Source organism: Cryomorphaceae bacterium 1068 (genome assembly GCA_027214385.1).
Lineage (GTDB): Bacteria > Bacteroidota > Bacteroidia > Flavobacteriales_D > Cryomorphaceae > JAKVAV01.
This window is the reverse complement of record JAPVXR010000001.1, coordinates 65,114-88,134: the sequence shown is the minus strand read 5'-3', so window position 1 is coordinate 88,134 and position 23,021 is coordinate 65,114. Positions and strand designations below refer to the sequence as shown.

General features: G+C 44.0%; 16 protein-coding genes. 11 read left to right on the top strand and 5 right to left on the bottom strand.

Going from position 1 to position 23,021, the window contains the following annotated elements; all coding sequences use genetic code 11:
* The first annotated feature begins 97 nt into the window (after positions 1-97).
* The 5 genes from O3Q51_00310 (at position 98) to O3Q51_00290 (ending at position 4,557) form a co-directional block, all read left to right on the top strand.
* Positions 98-640, top strand: a complete 543-nt coding sequence (locus O3Q51_00310) for a sigma-70 family RNA polymerase sigma factor (GenBank protein ID MCZ4407230.1) — start codon at positions 98-100, stop codon at positions 638-640.
* Positions 637-1,206, top strand: a complete 570-nt coding sequence (locus O3Q51_00305) for a hypothetical protein (protein ID MCZ4407229.1) — start codon at positions 637-639, stop codon at positions 1,204-1,206. The genes O3Q51_00310 and O3Q51_00305 overlap by 4 nt, the downstream gene beginning before the upstream one ends.
* Positions 1,178-2,254, top strand: coding sequence for a hypothetical protein (locus tag O3Q51_00300; GenBank protein MCZ4407228.1), 1,077 nt, complete (start codon positions 1,178-1,180; stop codon positions 2,252-2,254). The genes O3Q51_00305 and O3Q51_00300 overlap by 29 nt, the downstream gene beginning before the upstream one ends.
* A gap of 246 nt (positions 2,255-2,500) precedes the next feature.
* Positions 2,501-2,938: an SRPBCC family protein gene (locus tag O3Q51_00295; GenBank protein ID MCZ4407227.1), complete on the top strand. Its 438-nt coding sequence runs from the start codon at positions 2,501-2,503 to the stop codon at positions 2,936-2,938.
* 35 nt (positions 2,939-2,973) lie between these two features.
* Complete coding sequence (locus tag O3Q51_00290; protein ID MCZ4407226.1) at positions 2,974-4,557, top strand: T9SS type A sorting domain-containing protein; 1,584 nt, start codon at positions 2,974-2,976, stop codon at positions 4,555-4,557.
* Between the two features lie 42 nt (positions 4,558-4,599).
* On the opposite strand, the gene O3Q51_00285 is transcribed toward O3Q51_00290, so the two are convergent.
* The 4 genes from O3Q51_00285 to O3Q51_00270 are packed head-to-tail and all read right to left on the bottom strand — an operon-like array spanning position 4,600 to position 10,699.
* Positions 4,600-5,811 (bottom strand): hypothetical protein, encoded by a 1,212-nt coding sequence (locus O3Q51_00285; protein ID MCZ4407225.1) that lies wholly within the window; start codon positions 5,809-5,811, stop codon positions 4,600-4,602.
* A gap of 11 nt (positions 5,812-5,822) precedes the next feature.
* Positions 5,823-6,839, bottom strand: coding sequence for a hypothetical protein (locus O3Q51_00280; GenBank protein ID MCZ4407224.1), 1,017 nt, complete (start codon positions 6,837-6,839; stop codon positions 5,823-5,825).
* Between the two features lie 27 nt (positions 6,840-6,866).
* The gene (locus O3Q51_00275) at positions 6,867-8,654 is read right to left on the bottom strand and encodes a hypothetical protein (GenBank protein MCZ4407223.1); all 1,788 of its coding nucleotides are present in this window, start codon (positions 8,652-8,654) and stop codon (positions 6,867-6,869) included.
* 8 nt (positions 8,655-8,662) lie between these two features.
* Positions 8,663-10,699 (bottom strand): hypothetical protein, encoded by a 2,037-nt coding sequence (locus O3Q51_00270; protein ID MCZ4407222.1) that lies wholly within the window; start codon positions 10,697-10,699, stop codon positions 8,663-8,665.
* 230 nt (positions 10,700-10,929) lie between these two features.
* On the opposite strand from O3Q51_00270, the gene O3Q51_00265 reads away from it, so the two are divergent.
* Positions 10,930-12,219: a hypothetical protein gene (locus O3Q51_00265; GenBank protein MCZ4407221.1), complete on the top strand. Its 1,290-nt coding sequence runs from the start codon at positions 10,930-10,932 to the stop codon at positions 12,217-12,219.
* A 140-nt stretch (positions 12,220-12,359) separates the two neighbouring features.
* Here the strand turns inward: O3Q51_00265 and O3Q51_00260 are convergent, their stop codons facing one another.
* On the bottom strand, positions 12,360-15,176 hold the full coding sequence (locus O3Q51_00260) for a triple tyrosine motif-containing protein (protein ID MCZ4407220.1): 2,817 nt from the start codon (positions 15,174-15,176) through the stop codon (positions 12,360-12,362).
* 314 nt (positions 15,177-15,490) lie between these two features.
* Here O3Q51_00260 and O3Q51_00255 point away from each other — a divergent pair, with 314 nt between their 5' ends.
* From O3Q51_00255 to O3Q51_00235, 5 genes are all read left to right on the top strand, one after another.
* A complete protein-coding gene (locus O3Q51_00255; GenBank protein MCZ4407219.1) occupies positions 15,491-16,360 on the top strand; it encodes a glycoside hydrolase family 16 protein in 870 nt (289 codons plus the stop codon).
* A 40-nt stretch (positions 16,361-16,400) separates the two neighbouring features.
* The gene (locus tag O3Q51_00250; protein ID MCZ4407218.1) at positions 16,401-17,729 is read left to right on the top strand and encodes a T9SS type A sorting domain-containing protein; all 1,329 of its coding nucleotides are present in this window, start codon (positions 16,401-16,403) and stop codon (positions 17,727-17,729) included.
* A gap of 151 nt (positions 17,730-17,880) precedes the next feature.
* Positions 17,881-19,446: a sugar porter family MFS transporter gene (locus tag O3Q51_00245; protein ID MCZ4407217.1), complete on the top strand. Its 1,566-nt coding sequence runs from the start codon at positions 17,881-17,883 to the stop codon at positions 19,444-19,446.
* Positions 19,446-20,732: a family 16 glycosylhydrolase gene (locus O3Q51_00240; protein ID MCZ4407216.1), complete on the top strand. Its 1,287-nt coding sequence runs from the start codon at positions 19,446-19,448 to the stop codon at positions 20,730-20,732. The genes O3Q51_00245 and O3Q51_00240 overlap by 1 nt, the downstream gene beginning before the upstream one ends.
* Complete coding sequence (locus O3Q51_00235; protein MCZ4407215.1) at positions 20,729-23,011, top strand: glycoside hydrolase family 3 C-terminal domain-containing protein; 2,283 nt, start codon at positions 20,729-20,731, stop codon at positions 23,009-23,011. The genes O3Q51_00240 and O3Q51_00235 overlap by 4 nt, the downstream gene beginning before the upstream one ends.
* Positions 23,012-23,021 lie beyond the last annotated feature (10 nt).

Here is a 23,021-nt window from a genome sequence, read left to right as displayed (position 1 = left end):
GGTGTCAGTCTGCAGAGCTCAAAAATTGCCTTACGCTAGTTCTTGAACTCTGTAATTATACCTCTTGACCAAATTGACAATCGCAAAATAGACTTCATTGTCCGGAAAGGAATACAACATCCACTTTGACCTGATCGCCCGTTGCAAGCGGGGAGAAAGACGGGCGCAACAATCGCTCTACGAATTGTACGCTAAAGCGATGTACAATACTGCACTCCGGATATTGGGAAACGGCGATGACGCGAGTGACATTCTGCAAGAGAGCTTCGTGGACATGTTCCTCAAATTGGAATCTTTTCGGATGGAGTCTTCTTTCGGAGCTTGGTTTAAACGAATTGTGGTAAACAAGTCGCTCAATCATCTAAGGAAATCCAAGATGGTGTTCCAAGACACTGAGGACTTTCCGGATATGGTTGAGGAGGAGGCTGAAGCCCCTTTTGAGTACGACATAAGGGATGTGAAAAAGGCGGCATCCCTTTTACCGGAAGGGTACAGATTGGTACTCAATCTGTACATGTTTGAAGACTATTCGCACCGCGAAATTGCGAGCGAATTGGGAATAAGTGAGGCCACCTCAAAATCGCAGTTGAGCAGAGCCAAAAGGAAATTAAGAGAACTAGTAGAAACTCAGGCAATATGAAAGACAAGGATGAAATAAAGGCATACTTCGATCGACACCGAGAGGAGTTTGACGATGCGCAGCCGCCTGATTTGTGGGGGAAAATTGAAGATGAGCTTCCGGCAGAGCGGAAGGAAGTGAAGATGGTGCCACTGCGCGTAGTATGGCAAGTAGCAGCAGGAGTGGCGATCTTAATTGGTGCGGCGTGGATTTTCTCTTTGCGAGAAAGCAATCCCGACAACCTGGCAAGTGAGGGCCGGAGCAATACCCCAACTCAGCAAGTGGTGAATGAATATCCCGAGCTCGAAGAGGCGGGCATTTACTATCAAACGAAAATAGATGCTGCGGGTGAAGAACTCCAAGCCTATGCGCTTGATGAAGAAGACTACGAATCAATGAAGATTTTGGAAGATGAGCTTGACGCTTTGCGCGAATCATTGGGAAGTGAGCCCGACGACGAGCAGGTGGTGGAGGCGATGATTCAGATATACCGCTTCAAGCTCGACTTGATGCAAGATTTACTCAAACAACTTAAAAACGAACCTCAAAATGGCGAAGATGAAGATATTGTTGTGGTGCCTCTTTAGCCTGTCAATGGCAGCAAGCGGCCAAGATTCGATGACAACGAATCAGTTGATCAATCGGACCTATCCGGTTGGAGAAAGAGACCGACTGGAGGTGGAGAATAAATACGGGGATGTAATTATTGAAACTTCGGAAGGAGATGAATTGAAGATTCGCGTGGAGGTGACCCTGAGCGGAGGGAGTGAAAAAGCTATTTCGGAGTTGAAGGATTTCGTAAATGTGGAAATCAACAAGAATGGTTCTTTCATTGTGGCCAAGACTCATTGGGGCAAAAATGCTTCCTTCTTCACGAAGAGCTTGGAAGGGATAAAGGGAGTTTTTGACGGCGATCGATCGGTGGAAGTGAATTACCTCATCGAAGCTCCTTCTTATCTGGACATGCGCATCACCAATAAGTTTGGAGATGTTTACATCGGCGACCACGAGGGAAGGCTGGATATTGACTTATCGCACGGTGACTTGAGAAGTCGCAGGATCGCCTTTCCCGAGAAGGTGAGCGTTTCCTACGGCAAGATGATCGTGGATGAATGGGGAAAGGGTCGCGTGGAGATTTACTTTGGTGAGATTGATTCCAAGTTAGCCCAAGACCTGACGATCAAGTCAAAGAACAGCGAAATAGAATTTGAAGAAGCAGGGAAGTTGTTTTTCCACTCACAGAACGACGAGATTCACATCGAGAAAGTCGGAGAATTGGGTGGTGATTTCAGGTTTACCAAAACGCGGGTAGATGTCTTGACAAAGAACTTAAATATCGAGCAGGATTACGGCGATTTGAGAGTCAGTTCAATGGATCCAAATTTTGTTGGCGTTGATTTGAGACTGAAGAAGAGTGACGTGACTTTGATCATCGATGAATCCACTCCATTCAACTTCTCCGTTTACCTCACAGATGGGGAAACATTTTCATCGGTGCCCGAGCTGGTTACATTGAAACGGGATGAGCAAATCGGCGACGAACGCCAAATGGAAGGATTTTGGAAGGCGCCCCACCCTAGTCGGAAAGTTACGGTGAAGGGTGAATCGGCGGTGGTGAATATCGCGAAGAAGTAGATTTGCTCGCAGGCTCGTAGGGTGGAACCACGGCGACACTGTGGTATGGAGAGTAAGGCGTAGACTCGCTAGAGCTCGTTAGGCTTTATCCACGGATGGACACGAATGAACACGAATGGAGGGACGAGGGTTCGCTTCAGTTCGGCTGCGCTCACTGACCACTTGATGGAACCACGGCGGCACAGCGGCACGGCGAAGAGTGTATTTCAGGATTTTTCTATCTTGAAGAACCTAAATCTATCAACCATGAACTACGAATGCGAAGTGACCATCGACGCTCCTGTCGAGAAGGTATCGAAAGCTTTTATGGATCCTAAGGGAATTTACGAGTGGATGGAAGACTTGGAATCGACCGAGCTTCTGGAGGGGGAAGAAGGAAAGAAAGGAGCCAAAACCAGGATGAACTTCCAGTCAAAAAACCGCAGTTTCTCCATGGTAGAGACCATTTGGGAGAACAGTCTTCCCGAAGCATTTTCGACTTCGTATGTGATGGGTGCGGTGACGAATAACATGACGATTACCTTTCAGAAAATAGACGAGAATCGAACGCGCTACTTGAGCAAGCAAGAATTCATTTTCAGAAATTTCGGTATGAAGATGATGGGTAAGCTCGCTCCCGGACTTTTCAAAAAACAGACCTTAAAGTATATGAAGGCTTTTAAAACCTACGTAGAATCCAGATAAGTCAGTTGCTCTATTTTAACCTAACCACATGTCTCATGAAAAATCTATATGCTCACTGCTTTTCGATATTAATCTTTTTCGCTCCTTTTCTTTTACAAGCACAATTGGTTCCCACCGAATCGGTTATCCAAGGAACCCAAAACGCTGAACAATACTACGATGTGGCCATTGATGTGCTCGGTGCCAACACTTCTTCTCTTTATATCGGGTATGGGGTGGTCGCCGGGACTGCCGATATTATTGTGAAAAAGGAAGATGGCATCGGAGTAACTGAATGGATTCGCAATTATGACAGCTCCGGCAGTGAATTCGGCCACAGAATTATTTTCACTTCTGACGGTGGTTTTGCGTTTACCGGATGGACTACGGCGAATGGATCGGATGATCTATTGGTGGTCAAATGCGAATCCGATGGAACCATAGAATGGACTAAAGCAATTGGCGGTTCAGGCATCGAGCGAGGTCGAGATCTCAAAGAAACTGCCGATGGCGACCTCATCGTGACAGGACATACCAATACGCTCACGATGGGTGTGAATGACATCTTGGTCGTGAAACTAAATGCAGATGGTGAAGTACTTTGGAGAAATCGATACGGAGGCAGCGGCAATGAAAATGGATGGGGAGTAGAGACTTTGTCAGATGGTTCGCACATTATAGCGGGAAATATCGGCAGTGTGGGGCCGGGATTTACCAATTTGGCCTTGTTAAAAATCGATGCTGATGGCACTCTCATTTGGTTGCGTGGCTTTGGTAGTGATGAGGGAGCAACGGCCGCAACATCTATGGACATCGACTTTGAAGACAACATTTACGTTGGTGGCTGGACAGACGCCGCAGGTGCGGGAGATAGAGACGTCTATGCCGCCGTTTTTGATTCGGATGGCACACTCATTAACGACATGACTGCCGGTGGAAACGGATTTGAAACGTCCAACGATATTGATGAGTATTCAGCATTTGCTCCCAACAATATGGTGCTTGTTGGGAAGACGGGAAGTTTTGATGAAAACAACCTCATGCGTCCTTTCTTGGTATGGCTGAATGCCACAGGTGAGGGAGCAGTGAACTTTCGGCTCGTAGGATCAGGTATCGAAGACGGTGAACTATTTGGAATAGAAGTAAACGTTCCTTTGGACTTACCCGGAGTGATTACTACAGGACTTACAAATTTTGTCGACACCGAAAACATCGACACCTATCGATTTAGGGGAACCATTTTCGGTGCATGTTTGGAGAGCAATGAAGTGGTGATGAGCTCACCCGGATTTGATTTCGAAGAAGGAGGGATGAGTGAAATAGATGAGAGCGCTGAAACGGAGCCCTCATTCACCAACGACGAGCTCAATTGGGAAGAAGTAATTGAATGCCAAGAAACAATCGGATTGAACTCTGACCTAGAAAAACCGGTACTCAGAACCTATCCGAACCCAACCGATAGTGAATTCTTAATTGAAGGTTGCGAGAATACGCTCTATCGAGTTTTTGACGTTCACGGAAAGCTCGTTGAACAGGGCATTTATGATGGGCAACCCATCTCTGTGGCTGACTGGAATAAAGGATTCTATTTCATTCGAACAGATCAATGTGGTACGGCTAAAATATTTGTCAATCCCTAGGAAAGAAATTACCTTGGATGAACAGGTTGCCGGCTAAACAACTTAGTTCACGTTTCTTCGAACCATTCTGATTTCATCTATCAGCAAATCTCCCGATTTGTTCAATTGGAAACCAAGCTGCTTGATATTGGTGTAATCTATGGCTAAACCTGTCAGGTCAGTAATGGGAATGTAAACTCTTGTCCAGGACTGGTTGAATAGGTCCTTGTCGGCATATTTTGCGGTAACTTCAGTAGCAATGTAATTGCCATTGTAATCTGTTAACCCAAACTTCAAGTTAAGGTCAGATGAGGCCTCCCCTCGATTATAGATATAGAATTCAAATGCAAAGTCTTCGTAATTCCCTTTCGTAAAGTCAATGGGGTTCCACTTGTTCCAGCTGGCTGCGATAAACATGACATCGCAATCGCCGGTGTCATTCCACTTCGCACTGATTGCTTTAGACCCTTTAAAAGCCAGCTCATCAGTAATTTCTACTGTGCGGCAATTGTAATCCATCATTCCCCAGCCATTATTATTGATAAAGGCATCATCAAAGATGGTTACGGGCATCGCTAAAGGATCGGGAAGAACTTCTTCTTCCAGCCATGGCTCTACCACGGGTGGTGTGTAGAAAACCAAATCAATATCATCGATATAGACACTTCCCGCTTGTTGAAGTTCAAACTGCAGCTGTTTAACGTTCGTGATATCCAGGTTTTCGGTATCCAAGTCAAAGTCAGCCAGAGGCACTTCTATTTTCTGCCAAAGGGTATCGATAAAGGTTCTTTCAAAATACTTGTTGGCGGTATAACAAAAGCCCATACCACCGCTATAATCTTCGAGTGTCAGAACGATAGGTAAACCAAAGGCACGTCCCTCAGTAGTGCGAACGTAAAAGCGAAAGGCGGCATGATCCATGATGGCTGTCAAGTCTTTACCTGCCCAACCATCCCATCCGATTCCAAAACCGGCAAAGATGCATCCCTCCTCATTTCGGTCCCAAGAGATTTTAATCGCCTGTGTTCCGGAGTAAACCACATCCGAAGTATACTCCGCACGTTTGCAGATTTCATCTTCAATACCCCACATATCAGATGGATTATCGTCGTACACCACGGGTTCAACAACCTTACTGATCATTTCAGGTTTTTTCATTTCGGGAGCGGGCTTCACACCGTCGTAGAGCGTAATTTCTTTAAACTCTACACAGCCACTTAAGAGAAGCGCAATGCCGAAAAAACCAATAAATGTTGTTTTCTTAAAGTTCTCCATTTGCCTAATGATTATAACTCAAGCGGTCCGTTCTGAGTGAAAATAATGTAATCAGTTTCAAATCCGACCTCCTCTCTTGGCGAGGGCTGCAAATTATTCAACGAGATCAGAACAAGTTCTATTCCTACGACTTTTTGCAGCTCTTCCTGAGTGACACCAAAATCAGCACCGGTGAAGGATTGCAATCGCCAGCCTGTGTATGTAGGGTCAAATTCCAAGGACCGTATAGCATCAGGCCCTTCTTCAAAATCACCACTATCGTTAGAATCGATAATTAAACCCAAAACCACCCTGGTATAGGGTGTTGCACGACCCTCGACGAATAAGTTGAGGTAAAGGTTTTCGGGCACGGTAGTCGGCACTTGAATATAGGTCTCTCCGGTGATACAGGCAAAAATTCGGGCAAGACCAACGAAGAAGTTGTCGGTGGGTCCACCGGTCTCATTATCTGTTCCTGCCAAACGGTAAAAGAAATCCCCTTGAGCGGCGGTGATGATATCATCTCTTCTTCCTGAATTGGCCAATTCAAATTCAAAATCTCCGAGTTGAATACATGCGCCGGGATTGTCTTCAAAGTCCGTGACCAAGGTTCCTTCGTAGTTCAGAGTACCCACAATTTCCACCATAAGGGTGTCACCAAAATCAGGTTCTTCAGGAACCTTAAGCACGACCGTGCAAGGTTCTGTTCTGAAGAGAGGAAGTTCAGTAGTATTCCCACTCCATGTGGCATTGGCAGGCTCTACAAAACGATCAAATCCTTCGATACGTTGGATTCCTCCACTGACTTGCCCCGTAATCTCAACTACCCAATCAATATTCTTATTGAACTCGGCAGTGAAAGAAATAGACTCGCCTGCACTGAAATCTACTTGAACGCTGCTGGCTTGCAAAGAGTCTATGAGCTCAAGTGGTGCAAATCGATCAAACAAAGATGGGGTTTCAGGTTCGGTGTCGTGATCACAAGCAGCCAACAAAACGAGAATAAAAGCCAATGGCAGTATTCTCTTTAATCCAAATTTATTTTTCATTGTGTTGTTCCTAGTCGTTTCCATTACTTAAAATTTCATGGTGTATAAAACAAAGATTTGATTCAGGGTATAATCTCTGAACGAGTCAGAGCGTCCCGTTGCATCAAATGATTGGTACTGGAGTGTTAGATAAATCCCTTCTTTGAACGTGTACTTGACCCCTCCCGCAAGGAGCGTTTCAGTGTCATCATACTCAGTTCTACCGGGAAAATCTCTTACATCGTTAAATTCGTCGATTCGCGGGATGTAGTCGCTTCCTACTGCATCCAAAATCTTAGCTCCTAACAGTACTTCAAAATCTTCAAAAAGCTCAAGTTCCAGACCCGCTTCGAAGAGATTCGAGTTCAAGTCAACTTGCTCGACTTCAATCCCGCCTCTGTTTGTACTCTCATATTGGTAACCGAAAGTCACGTTAATGTTGTTTTCCCATTTCAGGAATTTGTTCACATTCACACTTGCCTTTGCTTGAATCAAGAAGAAGTCTTTGAGCTCTTCTGTTCCCTGCCCGCGAATTTCAGACATTACAGCACCATTTAAGCTGGCTTGAACCTTTGAGTTCTCGTAATCGGCTCCATAATTCAAACCACGTCGGTTTGGAGTGGCGGGGCCATAAGGGAAGGTATTCGAAAAACGAGGGTCATAAGTCATCAACCTATCTGAAAGTTGGTAGGTATAGATGGCCACATCACGGCTAAGGTCGAAGAGAGTCGTATTTCTCACATCTTGATCCGCACCCGTTCTATTGTAAAATGATTTAGTGGCATCGAAATCTACTCTTTTGCTTTGCGCACCAATACTGAAGAAGTCGGGACCTACGTCAGAAAAACCGGCATGAACGAAAAGGTCTTTTTCTTTAAAACGAGCTCCTGCATTTACCGTTGCGAAAACGTCATCGGTTGTAAAGAAGGTGGCTGAATCATTTTTTGAAGTCAGCACACTTCTACCCATTTCACCAAAAAGAGAGTATTCCATCTTATCGGTCTCGTAACCTATTACATTGTATTCGAATGTGTACACCGTGTTTCTGATACCTGAATTGGCGTCACCCGATTGGAGGTCGTCGAATGTGTAGGCGATATTAAAACCTAAATCGGCGTGCGTTCCGGTTTTATCCACCAGCTTTCTGGTTCGCAGTTTCAATTCCCCTCCTGATGACCAGCGGGTGGGTATCGTCAAAAAGTCAGTACCTCTAACCCGTGCAATAAAACCACGGAGGTCGGCATCCTTTAGTACTTGCGAAAACTTTAGTCCGAAGTTCAGGTCGGCACCTTGCATCCTTCGCGAATTTTCATTGGTATAAAACTGCTCGTAATAGATCACATCTCTTTGCAATTCAAAGGCAGAAGGCTGATTGATCACTCCTTCTTCAGTAGGCATATAGAATGTAAAAGGAGACATCTCTATGTCCATATCTCCTACGCGATACTCTATTCGATTGGCTATAATTCCTCTAGCCCATAGTTCACGTACTTCGACTGCCTGACCTGCTCCAAAAAACCCTCCAAACTCATTTCTAAGACGAAGAATCGATTGAACTTCCGTCTTCTCATTGGGAGTAGCGTTGATTTTAAGATCGAGCAAAAACTCACCATCCGTAAGTCTTCTCGGTGTTAGCGAGTCATTTTCCAGTACATCACCTTCAATATCCGTTTGGCGCAGGTATACCCGGCCAAGACCATTAAAGTTGACGCCTTTAAGAAAAGTTTCTGCCTCTTCATCAGATAAGGCTCCTTCGACCTGCGCTTGTCCTTCGATAGCTATCGAAAAGAAAACGGCTACTGCCAAAAGGTATTTTAATAGTATAGAATTCTTCATACCCAACATTAGAAAAAGGTTTTGAGTTCAACGGTTAGTTCTGTTCCTCGGAATTTATCATCCTGAAAACTTCGGTCTTCAAGGCTCATCCATCTATGGCGAACATAGAGTCCTGAGTTTTCGGCTATTTGCCAGTCAAAGCCAATACCGATAGCGGTGCCCAATTGATCAAGCGGAAGCTGTGTTACCTCATCCCACTGCGTATCGTTTCCACCTCGAATATTTTCAAGACCGAAATATGCGGTGGCAATGAATTTTGGAATCACTTCGTAGTAAAGATCCACTTCGTGATATTGTGCATATAAGTATGCCTCATCGTTGTATACCGGCACAGCCCCCAGCTTTGTTGAGACGGAATTAAACGAACCGATATAGTTGAGGAATAAATCACGATCGAACAGTGTTGTCTTGTACTTGGCTTGAATATCTACAGCCTTAAAGAATTTGCGGTTCTGCGCCAAGGCCGTTTCGGGATCCAAATCAGTCGTCTGAACTACTTCTGATACACCTCTAAAGAAGGAAAACTTTCGACCGTATGGACCGAAAACCGTAGGTCCCGTTGCGCCTTCAGGAAATGGATTGTAAACACGTGAAAGTGCCAACCCGTTGATTCTGTGTACGAAACTCAATGCTTGGGCTTCTGTATCTATTTCAGCTGACCATCCTATACCACCGGCAAGGGTCAGCTTTCCGTATTCAAGTTCCGTGTTGATGTTTACCCCTTGCCTATTGTGCACCAACTGGTTTACGAGCGCCATCTGCCCTCCTGCCCCATTGGCGTTCACTGTTAGACCACGATCCGCTAGGATTTCAGGATTTGAATTTGTTGCAATTTCTCCATTTTCATTGAAGAAATTCTTGGATATTCTGTACACCTGGAAGTCAATCGGAATGAAGGTGTACTTTTTAGGAATTAAAAAACGAAGCATTAAAGCCTCGCCCCATTTTTCTGAGTATGTCGGACTCTTGTAGGAGCCTGCGCCGAGCTCACCCGTCACAGTTACATCCATTACTTTAAGGTCTAAAGCAAGGGTATGAACTTGATACTGTCTAACCAGATCTTGATCTATACTATCAAGAGCGGTTTGACTCACAAAACCATTGTAGGAGAGCGTCTGTCTGCCTCCGTCAAAGGATTTGGCAATCTTACCCCCTTGAATAATGGAAGGTAACTGACGATCTGTCCCTGCAAAACCGCCATAAGTTGGAATATTTCCTGCATCCAGTGTGGGAGGAAAGTAGCTTTCATTGTTTGGGTTCAAGCCACCTGCTAATCCTCCGTTGACTTGAGTTTTTCCCCACATCAGGTCAAAGGCCCAATCGCCGGGTAAACGCCCTCCATTAATAATAAGCCCTTGAAAAGCTTGATTATTCCATCTTAAATCTCCTGCGCTGGTGAGTCCCGACTTATAGTAGTTATCGTATTTCTCAGTATTGTTGACGCCTTCCCAAGGTGTCCTGTCAAATATGGTGAAGCGGTCCAAAATCTGGAAAACGCCCATTGTAAAAGGGCTCAAATTGTACCAGTGTATACCCCCTGCTCTTACACCAAAATTCCCGTGTTGAGTTCTAAAGTTTCCGTAAAAATTCAAACCCAAGTTGGTAGAGAACACATTTCCTTCTATACTGCCATCATAAGGAGTAAATATGAACAGTTCCGTTCCGAAACTGGCCTTTCCATTCGGTCGGGCTACTACGGATAGAGACAGCATAGGCTCTCGGTATCCATCACCTATACTCAAGGCTTTTTCAAAAGGAGCCAAACCGGGATAAGGTTCTGTAATGTTTCGTTGATAAGCGAATAGCCTATAGTATCCAAAGGCTGTAAGTTTTTGTGGTCGCTCACGAAGCTTTTTATCCACAAAGAGAGAGTCGTATTGAATCCCTGCAGACTGCTTTAAAAATTGATCCTCAAAACTTCTTATTGCCTCATTGGCCAAAGCCGAGGAATCGGCTGCAGTTCTATCTTGGCCTTTTGCCGTTAGGCTAAAAAGACCAATCAAGAGAATCAATGTACATCTCATAAAAGAGAAGTGATTGGGCATCTTACATTTTATTGGTTATTGCTCCCACACACAACCATTCTTACGAGCAAGAATTATATTGGTGTGATGAATACACAATGTTAAATAATTCTTTGACTAAAAAAACTTTTGTCTCTTACATCAAGCCTACATCTTGTCGATTAACACTACATCATTAACACAACATTACTTCATTAAAAAGTCTATATACCTAACGAGATGTGTAAATTAACACCTTAAATAAGATCCAGATGAAAATGTTAAAATCCTCGTTGGCCGCATTTGCACTAATTTTTTTATTCACGGTTTCAGGTTATGCGCAAGTCATAAAAGTAGAAGTGGTAGAAAAGGACGGCAAATGGGAATTGTTGAGAGACGGAAAACCTTATTACATCAAAGGCGTAGGCGGTCAAACCGAAATGGATCGGGCGAAAGCTTACGGAGCTAATTCAGTGAGAACATGGGGAGCACATGAGGCGATAGCCGTTTTAGACGAAGCCCACGAGAAAGGAATGACTGTTCTATTTGGCCTTTGGGTTGGTTGCGAGCGTCAAGGTTTTGACTACGATGACTCCCGAGCCGTAGAAGCTCAACTTGCCCGCTTCACGGAAGTCGTTCAAGAGTACAAGGATCATCCGGCTATTCTTATGTGGGGAATCGGCAACGAAACGGATTTATTTTATTCTGACTTTAAGGTTTGGGATGCCATTAACGACATAGCCGAAATGATTCATGAGATAGATCCGAACCATCCGACGATGACCGTTACGGCGGGTCTGGATGTTGCCGAAGTGCAGCTGGTCAAGGAACGAGCTCCTGCAATTGATGTATATGGCATTAATACCTACGGTGAGATTATCGGAATTGACAATATGCTCCGCGCCTTTGGATGGGATAAGCCTTACGTAATCACGGAATGGGGGCCTGACGGTCACTGGGAAGTAGCTAAAGCACCATGGGGAGCACCGATTGAGCAGACGAGTACTGAGAAGGCAGCATCGTACAAATTGCGCTATGAGCAAGGAATCCTGCGCGATCCCGACATGTGTATAGGTTCGTATGTTTTCCTTTGGGGACAAAAGCAAGAGACCACTCCTACTTGGTACGGCCTTTTCTTGGAAGACGGAAAGGAAACCGGAGTAATGGACGAATTGCAGAAGGGGTGGTCAGGCAAATACCCGGACAACAGATCTCCTCAAATTGAAAATTATCTACTCAATGGTAAAACCAGATTTGACGGAGTTTACCTCGAAAGCGGAAAGGTAGCTACGGCTAAAGTGGAAGCAACGGACGCCGAGGGTGATCAATTGACTTACCGCTGGGAAATTCTTCCTGAAAGTACTGATATTAAAGTGGGTGGAGACAAAGAGTCCAAGCCTGAAGCCATCGACATGAAAGTAGAGGGCGAACCGAAAAATGGGGAGATTAGCTTTCGCGCCCCGACGAAGGAAGGGCCTTATCGATTGTTTCTTTACGTCTATGATGGAAATGGAAATGCCGCTACAGCCAACTTTCCTTTCTACAGTGGCGGAGAGCTTTAAGATTCTACCTCAAAAATTCATTTGCAACCGGCTCCGGAGTGACTTCAGGGCTGGTTTTTTTTTGCATCAGCCCTGTGCTGCAGACTTTTTATTAAACCGCCAATCACCACAACACCTGAAATCCTTGCATCGATAGGTGATTAAATTTCCATGATAAAGGAGACCAAGTTGGTATCTGAATCGAGGTTCAGTTTTTTCCTAAGTCGGTATCGACTGATTTCAACCCCGCGCACGGAGATATTGAGAAGCGGTGCGATTTCTTTAGTGGCCAAGTTCATTCTTAAATAAGCGCATAACTTTTGATCCTTGGGCGTAAGCTCCGGATACTTAGCGCGTAAGTTCTTGAAGAAGTTGGCGTGAACCTGATCGAAGTGCGTCTCAAACCGCTCCCAGTTCTTGTCAAGCCTCACATCATCTGTAATCAATCGCTGAATCTGTTTAACTCTTTTTTTGACGGATTCATCCCCATCCGTAGACAGGTCACTCAGATCTTTTTTGATGTTTTGCAACATCTCGCTTTTTTGCACAAGGTGCATTGTCGTGGAGGCCAGTTCCGCGTTTTTGTGACTCACTTCTGCACGGAGTTTTTCATTTCGAAGACGAATAATCTCATTTTCCGACTGCTCCTTTTCACGCTGGTGCTCTTCCTCTTTTTCACGAATGGTTAGGATGGACTGCTGCTTTACCTCTTCCGTCTTTTTAGCCTCTCGAATGGCAACAAATCTTACGACAGTAAGAAGAACCAGGAAGCCCAGAACGACAAAGCCAACCTGCGCAGCAGTAGTCTTGTACCATGGAGGCATTACAGAAAAACCAAATGAAACCGGCTCAGAAATACGGCCAAATGCATTCTTAGCTCTTACTTGGAAGGTATAGTCTCCATGAGTAAGGTTGCTGTATTCTTTTTTTGTCTCGGTGGTCCAGTCAGACCAACCGTTATCTTCATCTGATAAGGTATACTGATAGACTACCTGATTTAGCTTTCCGAAAGTGGGCAGATTAAAGTGAAAACGAATATCACCTTCCTTCGGTGGCAATTTGGTTTCAGCAATAGTATCGGAAGAGTAGTAGTCGGAAATTAATGAATCGGAGGTACTTGTCAGGTAAATTTCCGTAATCCTCAGTGGGTATTCAAATTCAGGAGGCTGTGCGGACCATCTTAATTTGTATTTGTAGAATCCGCTTTCAACGGGTATAAAGGCGGCGGCATCTGATAGAGTAAAAACATCTTCGAAGCCATCTACCAATTCATCTTGAATCTGGTTAAAATAGAGCACTTCGACATCGTTGTATAGACCGGTTTCCAAAATTTCCACAAGCCCGAATTCTCTATCCGTCGAAAACCAGATATTCCCAAGCTTATCCTCTACAAGTCTTTGTACGCTCCTCTCTTTACCCAGCAATGTAGTGAGCTCCTCATGCACTTCAAATTTCTCAGTAGATCTATCAAAACGGAATATCCCTTTCATTGTCGCAAAAACCATTTCGTTTCGAATCTTAGAAACGGTTATGTACAAATCTTCCGGCAGTCCTTCTGCTACTCCAAATTGCCTCACTTCTTCAAATCGCAAGTTTTTATAATCGGGTTTCAACCGGAATAGCCCGCGATAAGCATGGGCCACCCAGATGTAGCCATCCTCATCTTCCTCAAAGATTCGTGAAGACTCGTCAAATCCGTCCAGTTTTCCAAGGAACTTCAATGGTACTGCGTCCCTATCGGATTTTTGATAGAGATAAAGACCCCCATACGATCCTTGAAGAAAGAGGCCATCTGATCCGGCAAGCTCATAGAATTTCCAAGAGCTTCTGACATCAGAAATTCTTGTAATCACATCATTCTCGAAATAGAGGGCTCCACCATCTGCGTTGATGATAAAACCGTCATGAAGGGTCTGTAAGCTCCAGATCTGCCCCTTTGTATTGTCAACAAGCTCGAAGTTATCCTCCCCGCTTTTCGCGCGGTACAATCCCAAGTTGGTCCCAAAGTAATATGACTCCTTATGCAGCAACGCAGCGTAGCCTGTTCCTTCGAGGCCATTGATCTGATTGATCTGACTGAAGGGAGAGTTAATTTCTAAGTAAGCTATTCCATTATCCAGTCCCATCCAGATGTTTTCTGAACGATCTTGGTAGAGAGAGAGCAAGGTATTGTTGGCCAGCCCCGAATCGGAATTGTAATGCTCCAAGACCTCACCCGACTCATTGATAATTATCAATCCATTTTGGGTAGAACCTATGGCTATTGATCCATTTTTTAATCGGATAGAAACATATTGTTTGAATTCTTTGGTAAAATTTTCAGCTTCGCCGCCAAAAGGCTCTAACACGGATCCATCGAAGCGAAAAATTGCTCCTTCTTGCGTGAAAAGGAGATGATCACCATCCGATATGCTCAGCATCGAAGCAATCCTTTGACCAACAATTATTGGATCACTTAAAAAAGGGACGAGCTTGTTACCATCAAAAAGAAGTAGCCCCGTTCCGATCTCTTGAACACAGAGTTGATTATCAAAAAGAAAAAAATTCTCAAATCGCTCATCCTTAGGTAATAGCACCTCACAATTGCCATTACTGATTATAAAAACAGCCTTTTCTGTACAAAAATAGGTTGACTCGCCAGTGTCAAATATTTCCCAAACATCTTCAAAATCAGCGTACTCTTCAGGGACCAAATGTTTCAGGCTATGGTAGTTTTCGACTGATAACCTTCCGTTTGAGAAATATCCAAATTCATTTTGACCACCCACATATAATTGACCTGAGTCTTTTTGAAGCAGTGATCGCACAAATGTGCGGTTTGGCAAGGGAACCACTGTCCATTCATGCCCATCGAAAACTAGCACACCGCTATTATTACCGAAATAAATGACTCCATCTTTATGAGCAGTTATAGACCAATTCTGTGTGCCTCCACGGTGAACTTCCTTTCCGTAATTAGAAATCAGAGGGGTTTGCATTTGCCCCTTACTTTCGAAAGTATGAACAAGACTGAATATGTAAATCAGACACAATTGGGCGAAAAGTGCCCTGATTTTGAATTGGGACGTTTGTTTTTTCACAATGCGCAAGATGATGAATTTTATTCAAAATACCTAAATGCCGTTACAATTTGATTACAAGCTTTTTATGTCATTATATATTTCGCAAATCAGCCTAATGATGTAGTCTTGTTGAGGAAGCCTCAATAATCGATGTAGGCAAGATGTATATTAAAAGGTGACAACCACCTTGCTCTGAGTTATGTTTGTGTATAATGTACAATCCAATCGAAATGAACATTAGAATTTTAAGAATTTCTCATTCTATTGCTGTTTTATCAATAATTGCTTTAGCACTATCCTCTTGCACCAAACCTGTTACAGAAGTCGGGGGATGTCAGTTTCCAGCCAAGGAAAATATGACCTTGACGTGGGCAGATGAATTTGACGGCGACATTATCAACACTCAATACTGGGGCTACGACACTGCAGACGGATGTCAACTTGATACTGTCAACGGAACCTTATGTGGTTGGGGAAACAATGAGCTTCAGTACTACACCATGCGAGAAGAGAATGCTCGAGTGGAAGATGGAAAATTGATCATTACTGCCAAAAAAGAAATCCCTTTCTATCAAGGAAGGCAATATACCTCCGCCCGCATGGTGACCAGAAATAAAGTTGATTTCAAATACGGCCGAGTTGATGTACGCGCCAAGCTTCCTAAAGGTCAAGGACTATGGCCTGCGATTTGGATGCTTCCCACAGATACTGTCTACGGCATCTGGCCTGCCAGCGGAGAAATCGACATTATGGAAAATATTGGTAGTGAAACGAATAGCATATTCGGCACCATACATTACGGTCACGACTTTTGGCGGTACGATACTCAGTATTTACCCGTAGATACCGTAGATTTTTCTGAAGATTTTCACACTTACTCAGTTCTATGGACTGAAGACTGCATTCTCTTTCAGGTGGACGGTATAGACGTTGGAGTGCCTAATACACGATCTTCAGTGCTGCCAACCACATGGCCTTTTGATCAAGAATTTCATGTTATTCTAAATGTAGCCGTTGGAGGAAATCTTCCCGGAAATCCCGATTTTTCTACTCAGTTTCCACAAACAATGGAAGTTGATTACGTCAGAGTTTATCAATAATTCAAACCATTTAATTTCAAACCACTTAAACCCTATTATCATGAAAAAAATTTACTCAACATTACTTTTGACTGCAGCGCTCAGCATGGGCTTGCAGGCCCAAACGCTTTGGGAGAACTTCGAAGATGTACGAAAGTGCGAATACTTCTTTGAAAACGGTGTTTTTATCCCTTACCAATTAAATCCTGATCAATCAGGTGTAAACACCAGCATTGTAGCAGCACAATACATCCGCGATCCGGGCGCACCCTTCGATGTGATTGTTATTGATAACCCCATGCTTAATGTGACGGACTATATTACCGGAGCGAAGCAAATGAGTATCGACGTTTGGAGTCCGGCTGCGGGAACAACAGTTCAGATTACCCTTGAGAACTCGACACTTGCGCTACCGGAAAATTTTCCAACGGGGAGACATTCAGTATATCTGACTTCTACTCAGACTTCGAATGCTTGGGAAACTCTTACTTTCTCATATTTCGAGCAGCCTGATGCAAGTGTTCCAAGCAATAGCGTTGATCGTTTGGCACTCCTTTTTAACCCAGGGGCTACCACGAATGAAACTTATTACTGGGATAATTTGAACGGACCTGAATTGGTAAGTGATCCTTGTGCAGACGTAGAGACTAACGAATCAATTTTGAACGATTTTGAATGTCAGCAGAATGTGAATTACATCGCTGCTTCGAATGCTCCTGCATTGCGTCGTGTTGTTAATCCTGACATGTCTACTAATCCATCGGAATACGTAGGAACGTATGTTCGTAGTGGTGCCACTGACGATAATTTCATCGCAAGAACGGACGGAGCGCTTATGCTGAATGATAATTCAAGTCAGGTTACCATGGATATTTGGGATCCTAACGCACCCAGCACGGTTATTTTCTCTCTCCAGACATCAACAAATGAATTGATTCAAGAGATGGTAGCTGAAACTTCAGTTTCAAGTACTTGGGAAACTTTGACCTTCGATATTGCTCCGGATGTAATTGGATCTACCGATATCGAGCAGTTTGTGGTTTTGATTGATCCGGGATCGACAACAACTGACACATATTACTTCGACAACATTAGCATTCCCGGTTTGACTTCAGCAGAAGACACTGAATTTGTTTCAGGTCTTACTGCATATCCAAATCCGTCAACTGATTTTGTTACCATCGAGTACAACCTCGAAAAGCAAGGTGACGTGAATATTACACTTACTGATATTACGGGAAGAATAGTTGAAAACAAGATATTCGACAATCAACCCAACGGAAACTTCCGTGTAGAGTTTAATACCAATAATTATGCTGCTGGTATTTACTTGTACAATGTGAGTGTTTCAGGTCAGAACCACACGGGTAAAATTGTAGTGAATAACTAAACCATTTAAAAGTCTCGTGCAAAGCGCACGGGACTTTTTTCCCCCATTAACCAACCATCATGAATTTTAACCGATTGCTTTTCAGCCAACTGAGAATAGTAGGCTCACTGCTAGAGTCTCCTATTTCCCTCAATCCAAACACGCCATTACTATGAATAAGACCAGATTTATCGTAATGGTAGCGCTCATTGTAGCGCTTGGAGGATTTCTTATGGGATTTGATGCCTCCGTTATTTCAGGGGTAAATAAGTTTATCGAATTGGAATTTGAGCTTACTAAGCTCCAACTCGGCTGGGCTGTGGGCTCACTTACCTTAACGGCCACACTTGCAATGATGGTTGCAGGTCCTTGGAGTGACAGGGTTGGTCGAAAAAAAGTCCTAACCATTGCAGCTTTACTTTACACTGTTTCTGCAGTCTGTTCTGCTCTTGCACCCAGTTTCACTTTTCTTGTTGCTGCCAGAATGCTTGGTGGAATCGGGGTAGGTATTTCATTGATTATTGCCCCCATGTACATTGCTGAGATATCACCTCCGGGGATGAGAGGGAGAATGGTGTCCTTCAATCAGCTAAACATCGTATTGGGTATATCAGTAGCTTTTTTCACCAATTATTTGATTTTGCAGCTCGGAGATTCTGAAGCTCAGTGGGCTCAAGATCTGAAATTTGGGGAATACAATTGGCGCTGGATGCTCGGGCTGGAAGCTCTTCCCGCCATACTTTACTTTTTTGCTCTTTTCTTAGTACCAAGGAGCCCTAGATGGCTTGCCATGAAGGGCAAATACGACGAAGCCATGACAATCATGTGCCGAGCTTTGGATGAATCTGAGGCGAAAAAAATTATTGACGATGTAAGAGACAGCATCAACAACAAAAAGAATGAGGATGAGGAAGAGGTCACCTCAGTCTCCAGATTATTTCATCCATCACTAAGGTTGGTCTTAGTTATTGGTCTGGTGATAGGAATCTTGCAACAAATTACGGGTATCAATTCCGTTTTCTTCTATGCTCCAATGATATTCGAGCAATCGGGAATCGGAACGGATGCATCATTTTCTCAAGCCATCTTAGTCGGGTTAATTAATCTTGCCTTCACTGTTCTTGCGATATCGCTTATCGACAGATTGGGCAGAAAGCCCCTTCTGGTATTCGGTGTGTCGGGAATGGCGATCGCCCTATTCATCTTGGCCTACGGATTTAGTTCGGCAACCTATGAATTGACTGATGAATCGGTAAGTAAGCTCTCTGTCGAAATCGACCAATCTTTGGTAACCCCATACATAGGAAAAGTATACGAGGATGATCTATCCTTCAAGGCCGACATGAGCGAAGCTATTGGAGAATTGGAGTTCAAGAAATATGAATCCCAGTTTTTAACGGCTGCTGTGGACATGAACGCGGTTTTAATTCTAGTGGGAATTCTCGGTTTTGTCGCCTCATTTGCGGTTTCAATCGGCCCCGTCATGTGGGTGCTCTTTTCGGAGCTTTTCCCGAATTGGATACGTGGCGTCGCGATTTCTTTTGTGGGTTTGATCAACTCCGCAATCAGTTTCTTGGTTCAAGTGATATTCCCATGGGAATTAGAAGTGCTGGGAAGTGCCACCACCTTCTTTTTATACGGATTCTTTGCCGTCTTGGGCTTGATATTTATTGTTTTAAAAGTCCCTGAAACCAAAGGGAAATCACTGGAAGAACTGGAAGCAATATTGGTAAAGTAATGAAGGTAAGACCCCATATAATTAGAATTTGCACGCTTTTTCTCGCTGGAGCCATCCTGATGGCTTGTGAAGCTGATGCACCGGCTAAAGAAGAAAAGAAAGAAGCGGAAGCACTTACTGAAATTCTGAATGATTTTTCATTGCAGCTGGGCGATTTCACATCATCTGAAGGAGAAATAGCTGCAGTTGATTCCGTACTTTCTTGTGCCGATAATTGCTGGCTTGAATATTCGGTTAACGTTCCTCTTTCGGGACGTTACAGGGTGAGTCTTTCGGTTAAAGGGATGTCTGATTCATCGATGGTATGGATTGAAGATCACGTTCACAATACAGATGATCGCACCTACAACATCACGAGTAATATGGCTATCGCCAAATCGGATAAGGTGCAAATAATCTCTCGAGACGGTAGTCCACTTAGAGAAGGTAAACATGACATTCGCCTGCATTTGGTGAACGGCGTTGAGATCCATTCGGTAGATTTTGAGCTTTTGCGCAAGCACGAAGAAACCCCATTAACACTGACCCAAAATATGGAAGGTGATAGCTGGGAGATCGTATGGGCCGATGAGTTCGATGGAGATGGTATTGCAGATACCACAAAATGGACCTACGATATAGGAAACTGGGGATGGGGAAATGGCGAGCTCCAATACTATACGGTCAACAGACCTGAAAATGCTCGCCAAGAAAATGGAAATCTCATTATTGAAGCGCATAAAAATGACTTAGGTTACCCATGGACTTCCGCCCGCTTGACGACCAGAGGAAAGACTTCATTTCTGTATGGAAAGCTGGAATTTCGTGCAAAGGTGCCCGCCGAAAAAGGAAATTGGTCAGCGGGCTGGACTCTCGGAGACAAATACGTCGATGAATTGTCATGGCCATATTGCGGTGAAATTGACATCCTCGAAAGTGTAGGTTATCAAATGGACAATGAGACCGGAAATGGCACAGCTCACGCTTCTGCGCATTGCGGAGCTTACTATTTCAAACTTGGAAACCAGCCGACAGGGACCACATCCGTCGAAAACATGAATAGTGAGTTTCATACCTATGGTGTAGTCTGGACTCCTGATGGAATTACTGCCTATGTTGATGATGTAGAATACTTTACTTACGACGATACGTCTTCTGAACTTTCATGGCCATTTGGTCAAGCTCAAAACCTTATTCTAAACCTCACCATGGGTGGCGGCTGGGGAGGCCTTGAAGGAATGGATGAAAGCGTGACCAAGCAGCAGATGGTAATCGACTACGTTAGGGTGTATCAAAAAACAAATTGAAAACAAGAGCTTACATAGCGCTGATCGTTTTGCCTTGGCTTGTAAGCTGTGGGAGCACTTCTACAAACAATAATTCAAGCGAAGATGAATCCATCCTTTTTGCTGATTCATTGTTAGCATTGATGAGCTTGGAAGAGAAAGTAGGTCAAATGACCAACCTCAGCTTGATGGCTTTGGCCAAAGGTGAATTTTGGGATCGTCGGGACACAGTGATTCTCGATACCGCAAAAATGAGGCTCTACCTCGACAAGCACAAAGTTGGATCGATTCAAAACTTAGGTACTTACCCTTTTCCTCCAAATGAATGGAGGCAAAATATTCAACTCATCCAAGAGTACGTTGCGAATAATACCGAACATGCCATCCCCGTTTTGTATGGAATAGATGCCGTGCATGGTGCCAACTATTCGGCAGGATCGACACTCCTCCCCCACCAAATCAATTTGGCCGCAGCTCGCAGCAGATCAGTGGCTGAAGAGATGGGAAGGATCACGACTTACGAAATGCGTGCTTCGGGTATTCCTTGGAATTATGCGCCCGTACTGGACGTCACGAAAAAACCGCTTTGGGGTCGCACTTTCGAAACTTTTGGAGAGGACACCTACATAGCCAGTGAGCTAGGTGTTGCCATGATTAAGGGAGGAGGCTCTGACAGCTTGAGTTCACCATACTCGAGCTTAGCTTGTTTGAAGCATTTCATCGGTTATGGCGCCCCTCATAACGGAAAAGATCGATCAGCGGTTTACATGCCCCGGCGCATCATGCGTCAAGACTATTTACCACCGTTTGCAAAAGCTATTGAAGCAGGAGCTTTGACTGTAATGGCTAGCTCGAATTCAATGAATGGAATTGCGTCGCATGCAGACAAAGCCTTATTGACCGACCTTCTTAAAAAAGAACTCGGTTTTAAAGGATTCGTCATTTCTGACTGGAATGACATCGACAATTTGGTCTCAACGCATCAGGTTGCAGCAGATGAAAGAGAGGCCGTTAAAATTTCGGTGAATGCAGGTCTCGACATGTGCATGGAGCCTTACGACGCGAGTTTTTCAGAACACTTAATTGACTTAGTCAATGATGGAGAAGTCTCCATTGAAAGAATTAATGATGCCGTAAGAAGAATACTTTTCGTCAAGCATAAAATCGGGTTGTTTGACCAACTTCAAAGTGATCCCGACTTATATCCTCTGTATGGTTCAGAGGCTTTCGCCGAAAAGGGCAGACAAGCCGCAGTAGAATCGATGACCTTGCTCAAAAATGAAAATGGTCATTTACCACTTTCTAAGACAAATACGGTTTTACTGACAGGAGTTGGAAGCCATTCCATCAATTACCTGAATGGGGCATGGTCTAGAACGTGGAGCGGACAGGATACCACTTTCAACGATAAAGAAAAGCTTACGCTCAAGGAAGCCATGGAGAAAGAGATCGGAAAAGATCGCGTTCTCTGGGCAGAGGGGACTACCTATGATCAGGATATAAGTACCAAACAGGCTGTAAACTTGGCAAGTCGGGCAAACCAAATCGTTGTCGTTTTAGCGGAATTACCTGCAACGGAAAAACCAAGTGACATTGATGAACTTAGTTTTCCTGAAGCTCAGGTCAACTTAGTGAAAGAATTGGCCAAGAAGGGCAAACCAATTACGTTGGTTTTGCTCGAAGGTCGACCAAGGCTTATTCGTGAAATGGAACCGCTTGTGGAGTCTATTGTATTGGCTTATCTGCCGGGCAACGAAGGGGGCGTGGCTATAGCGGATGTCCTTTTTGGAGATGAAAACCCCAGTGGAAAACTGCCTTTTACATATCCGAAGTATTCAGGAGCCATTTGGTCATATGACCATGTAAAAGCCGATGCCCGTGATAAGGGTTTTGGCTTTGAAGCTTATGATCCTCAGTACTCTTTCGGTCATGGATTGAGCTATACCAATTTTGAATATTCATCACTGACTCTCGAGTCGGACACCTTATTGATAAATGACACGCTGAATTTTTCGGTTACTGTAACCAATATTGGAAGCAGAGCAGGTAAAGAGACAGTTGAGCTTTATTCATCGGACTTAACGGCATCTGTCGTTCCGAAAGTAAAGCAGCTTAAGGGATTTGAGAAGATTTACCTGGATATCGGTCAATCTCAAGTAGTAACTTTCAAATTAACCAAAGAAGATTTGGGCTTTGTGAACAACCAAAACGAATGGATAACAGAGCCTGGATTATTCAAGGTTAGCATAAACGAACTAGAAAAGACCTTTTTCCTCAAAGAGGCCAATGAAAAAACATAAGGTACTGAAC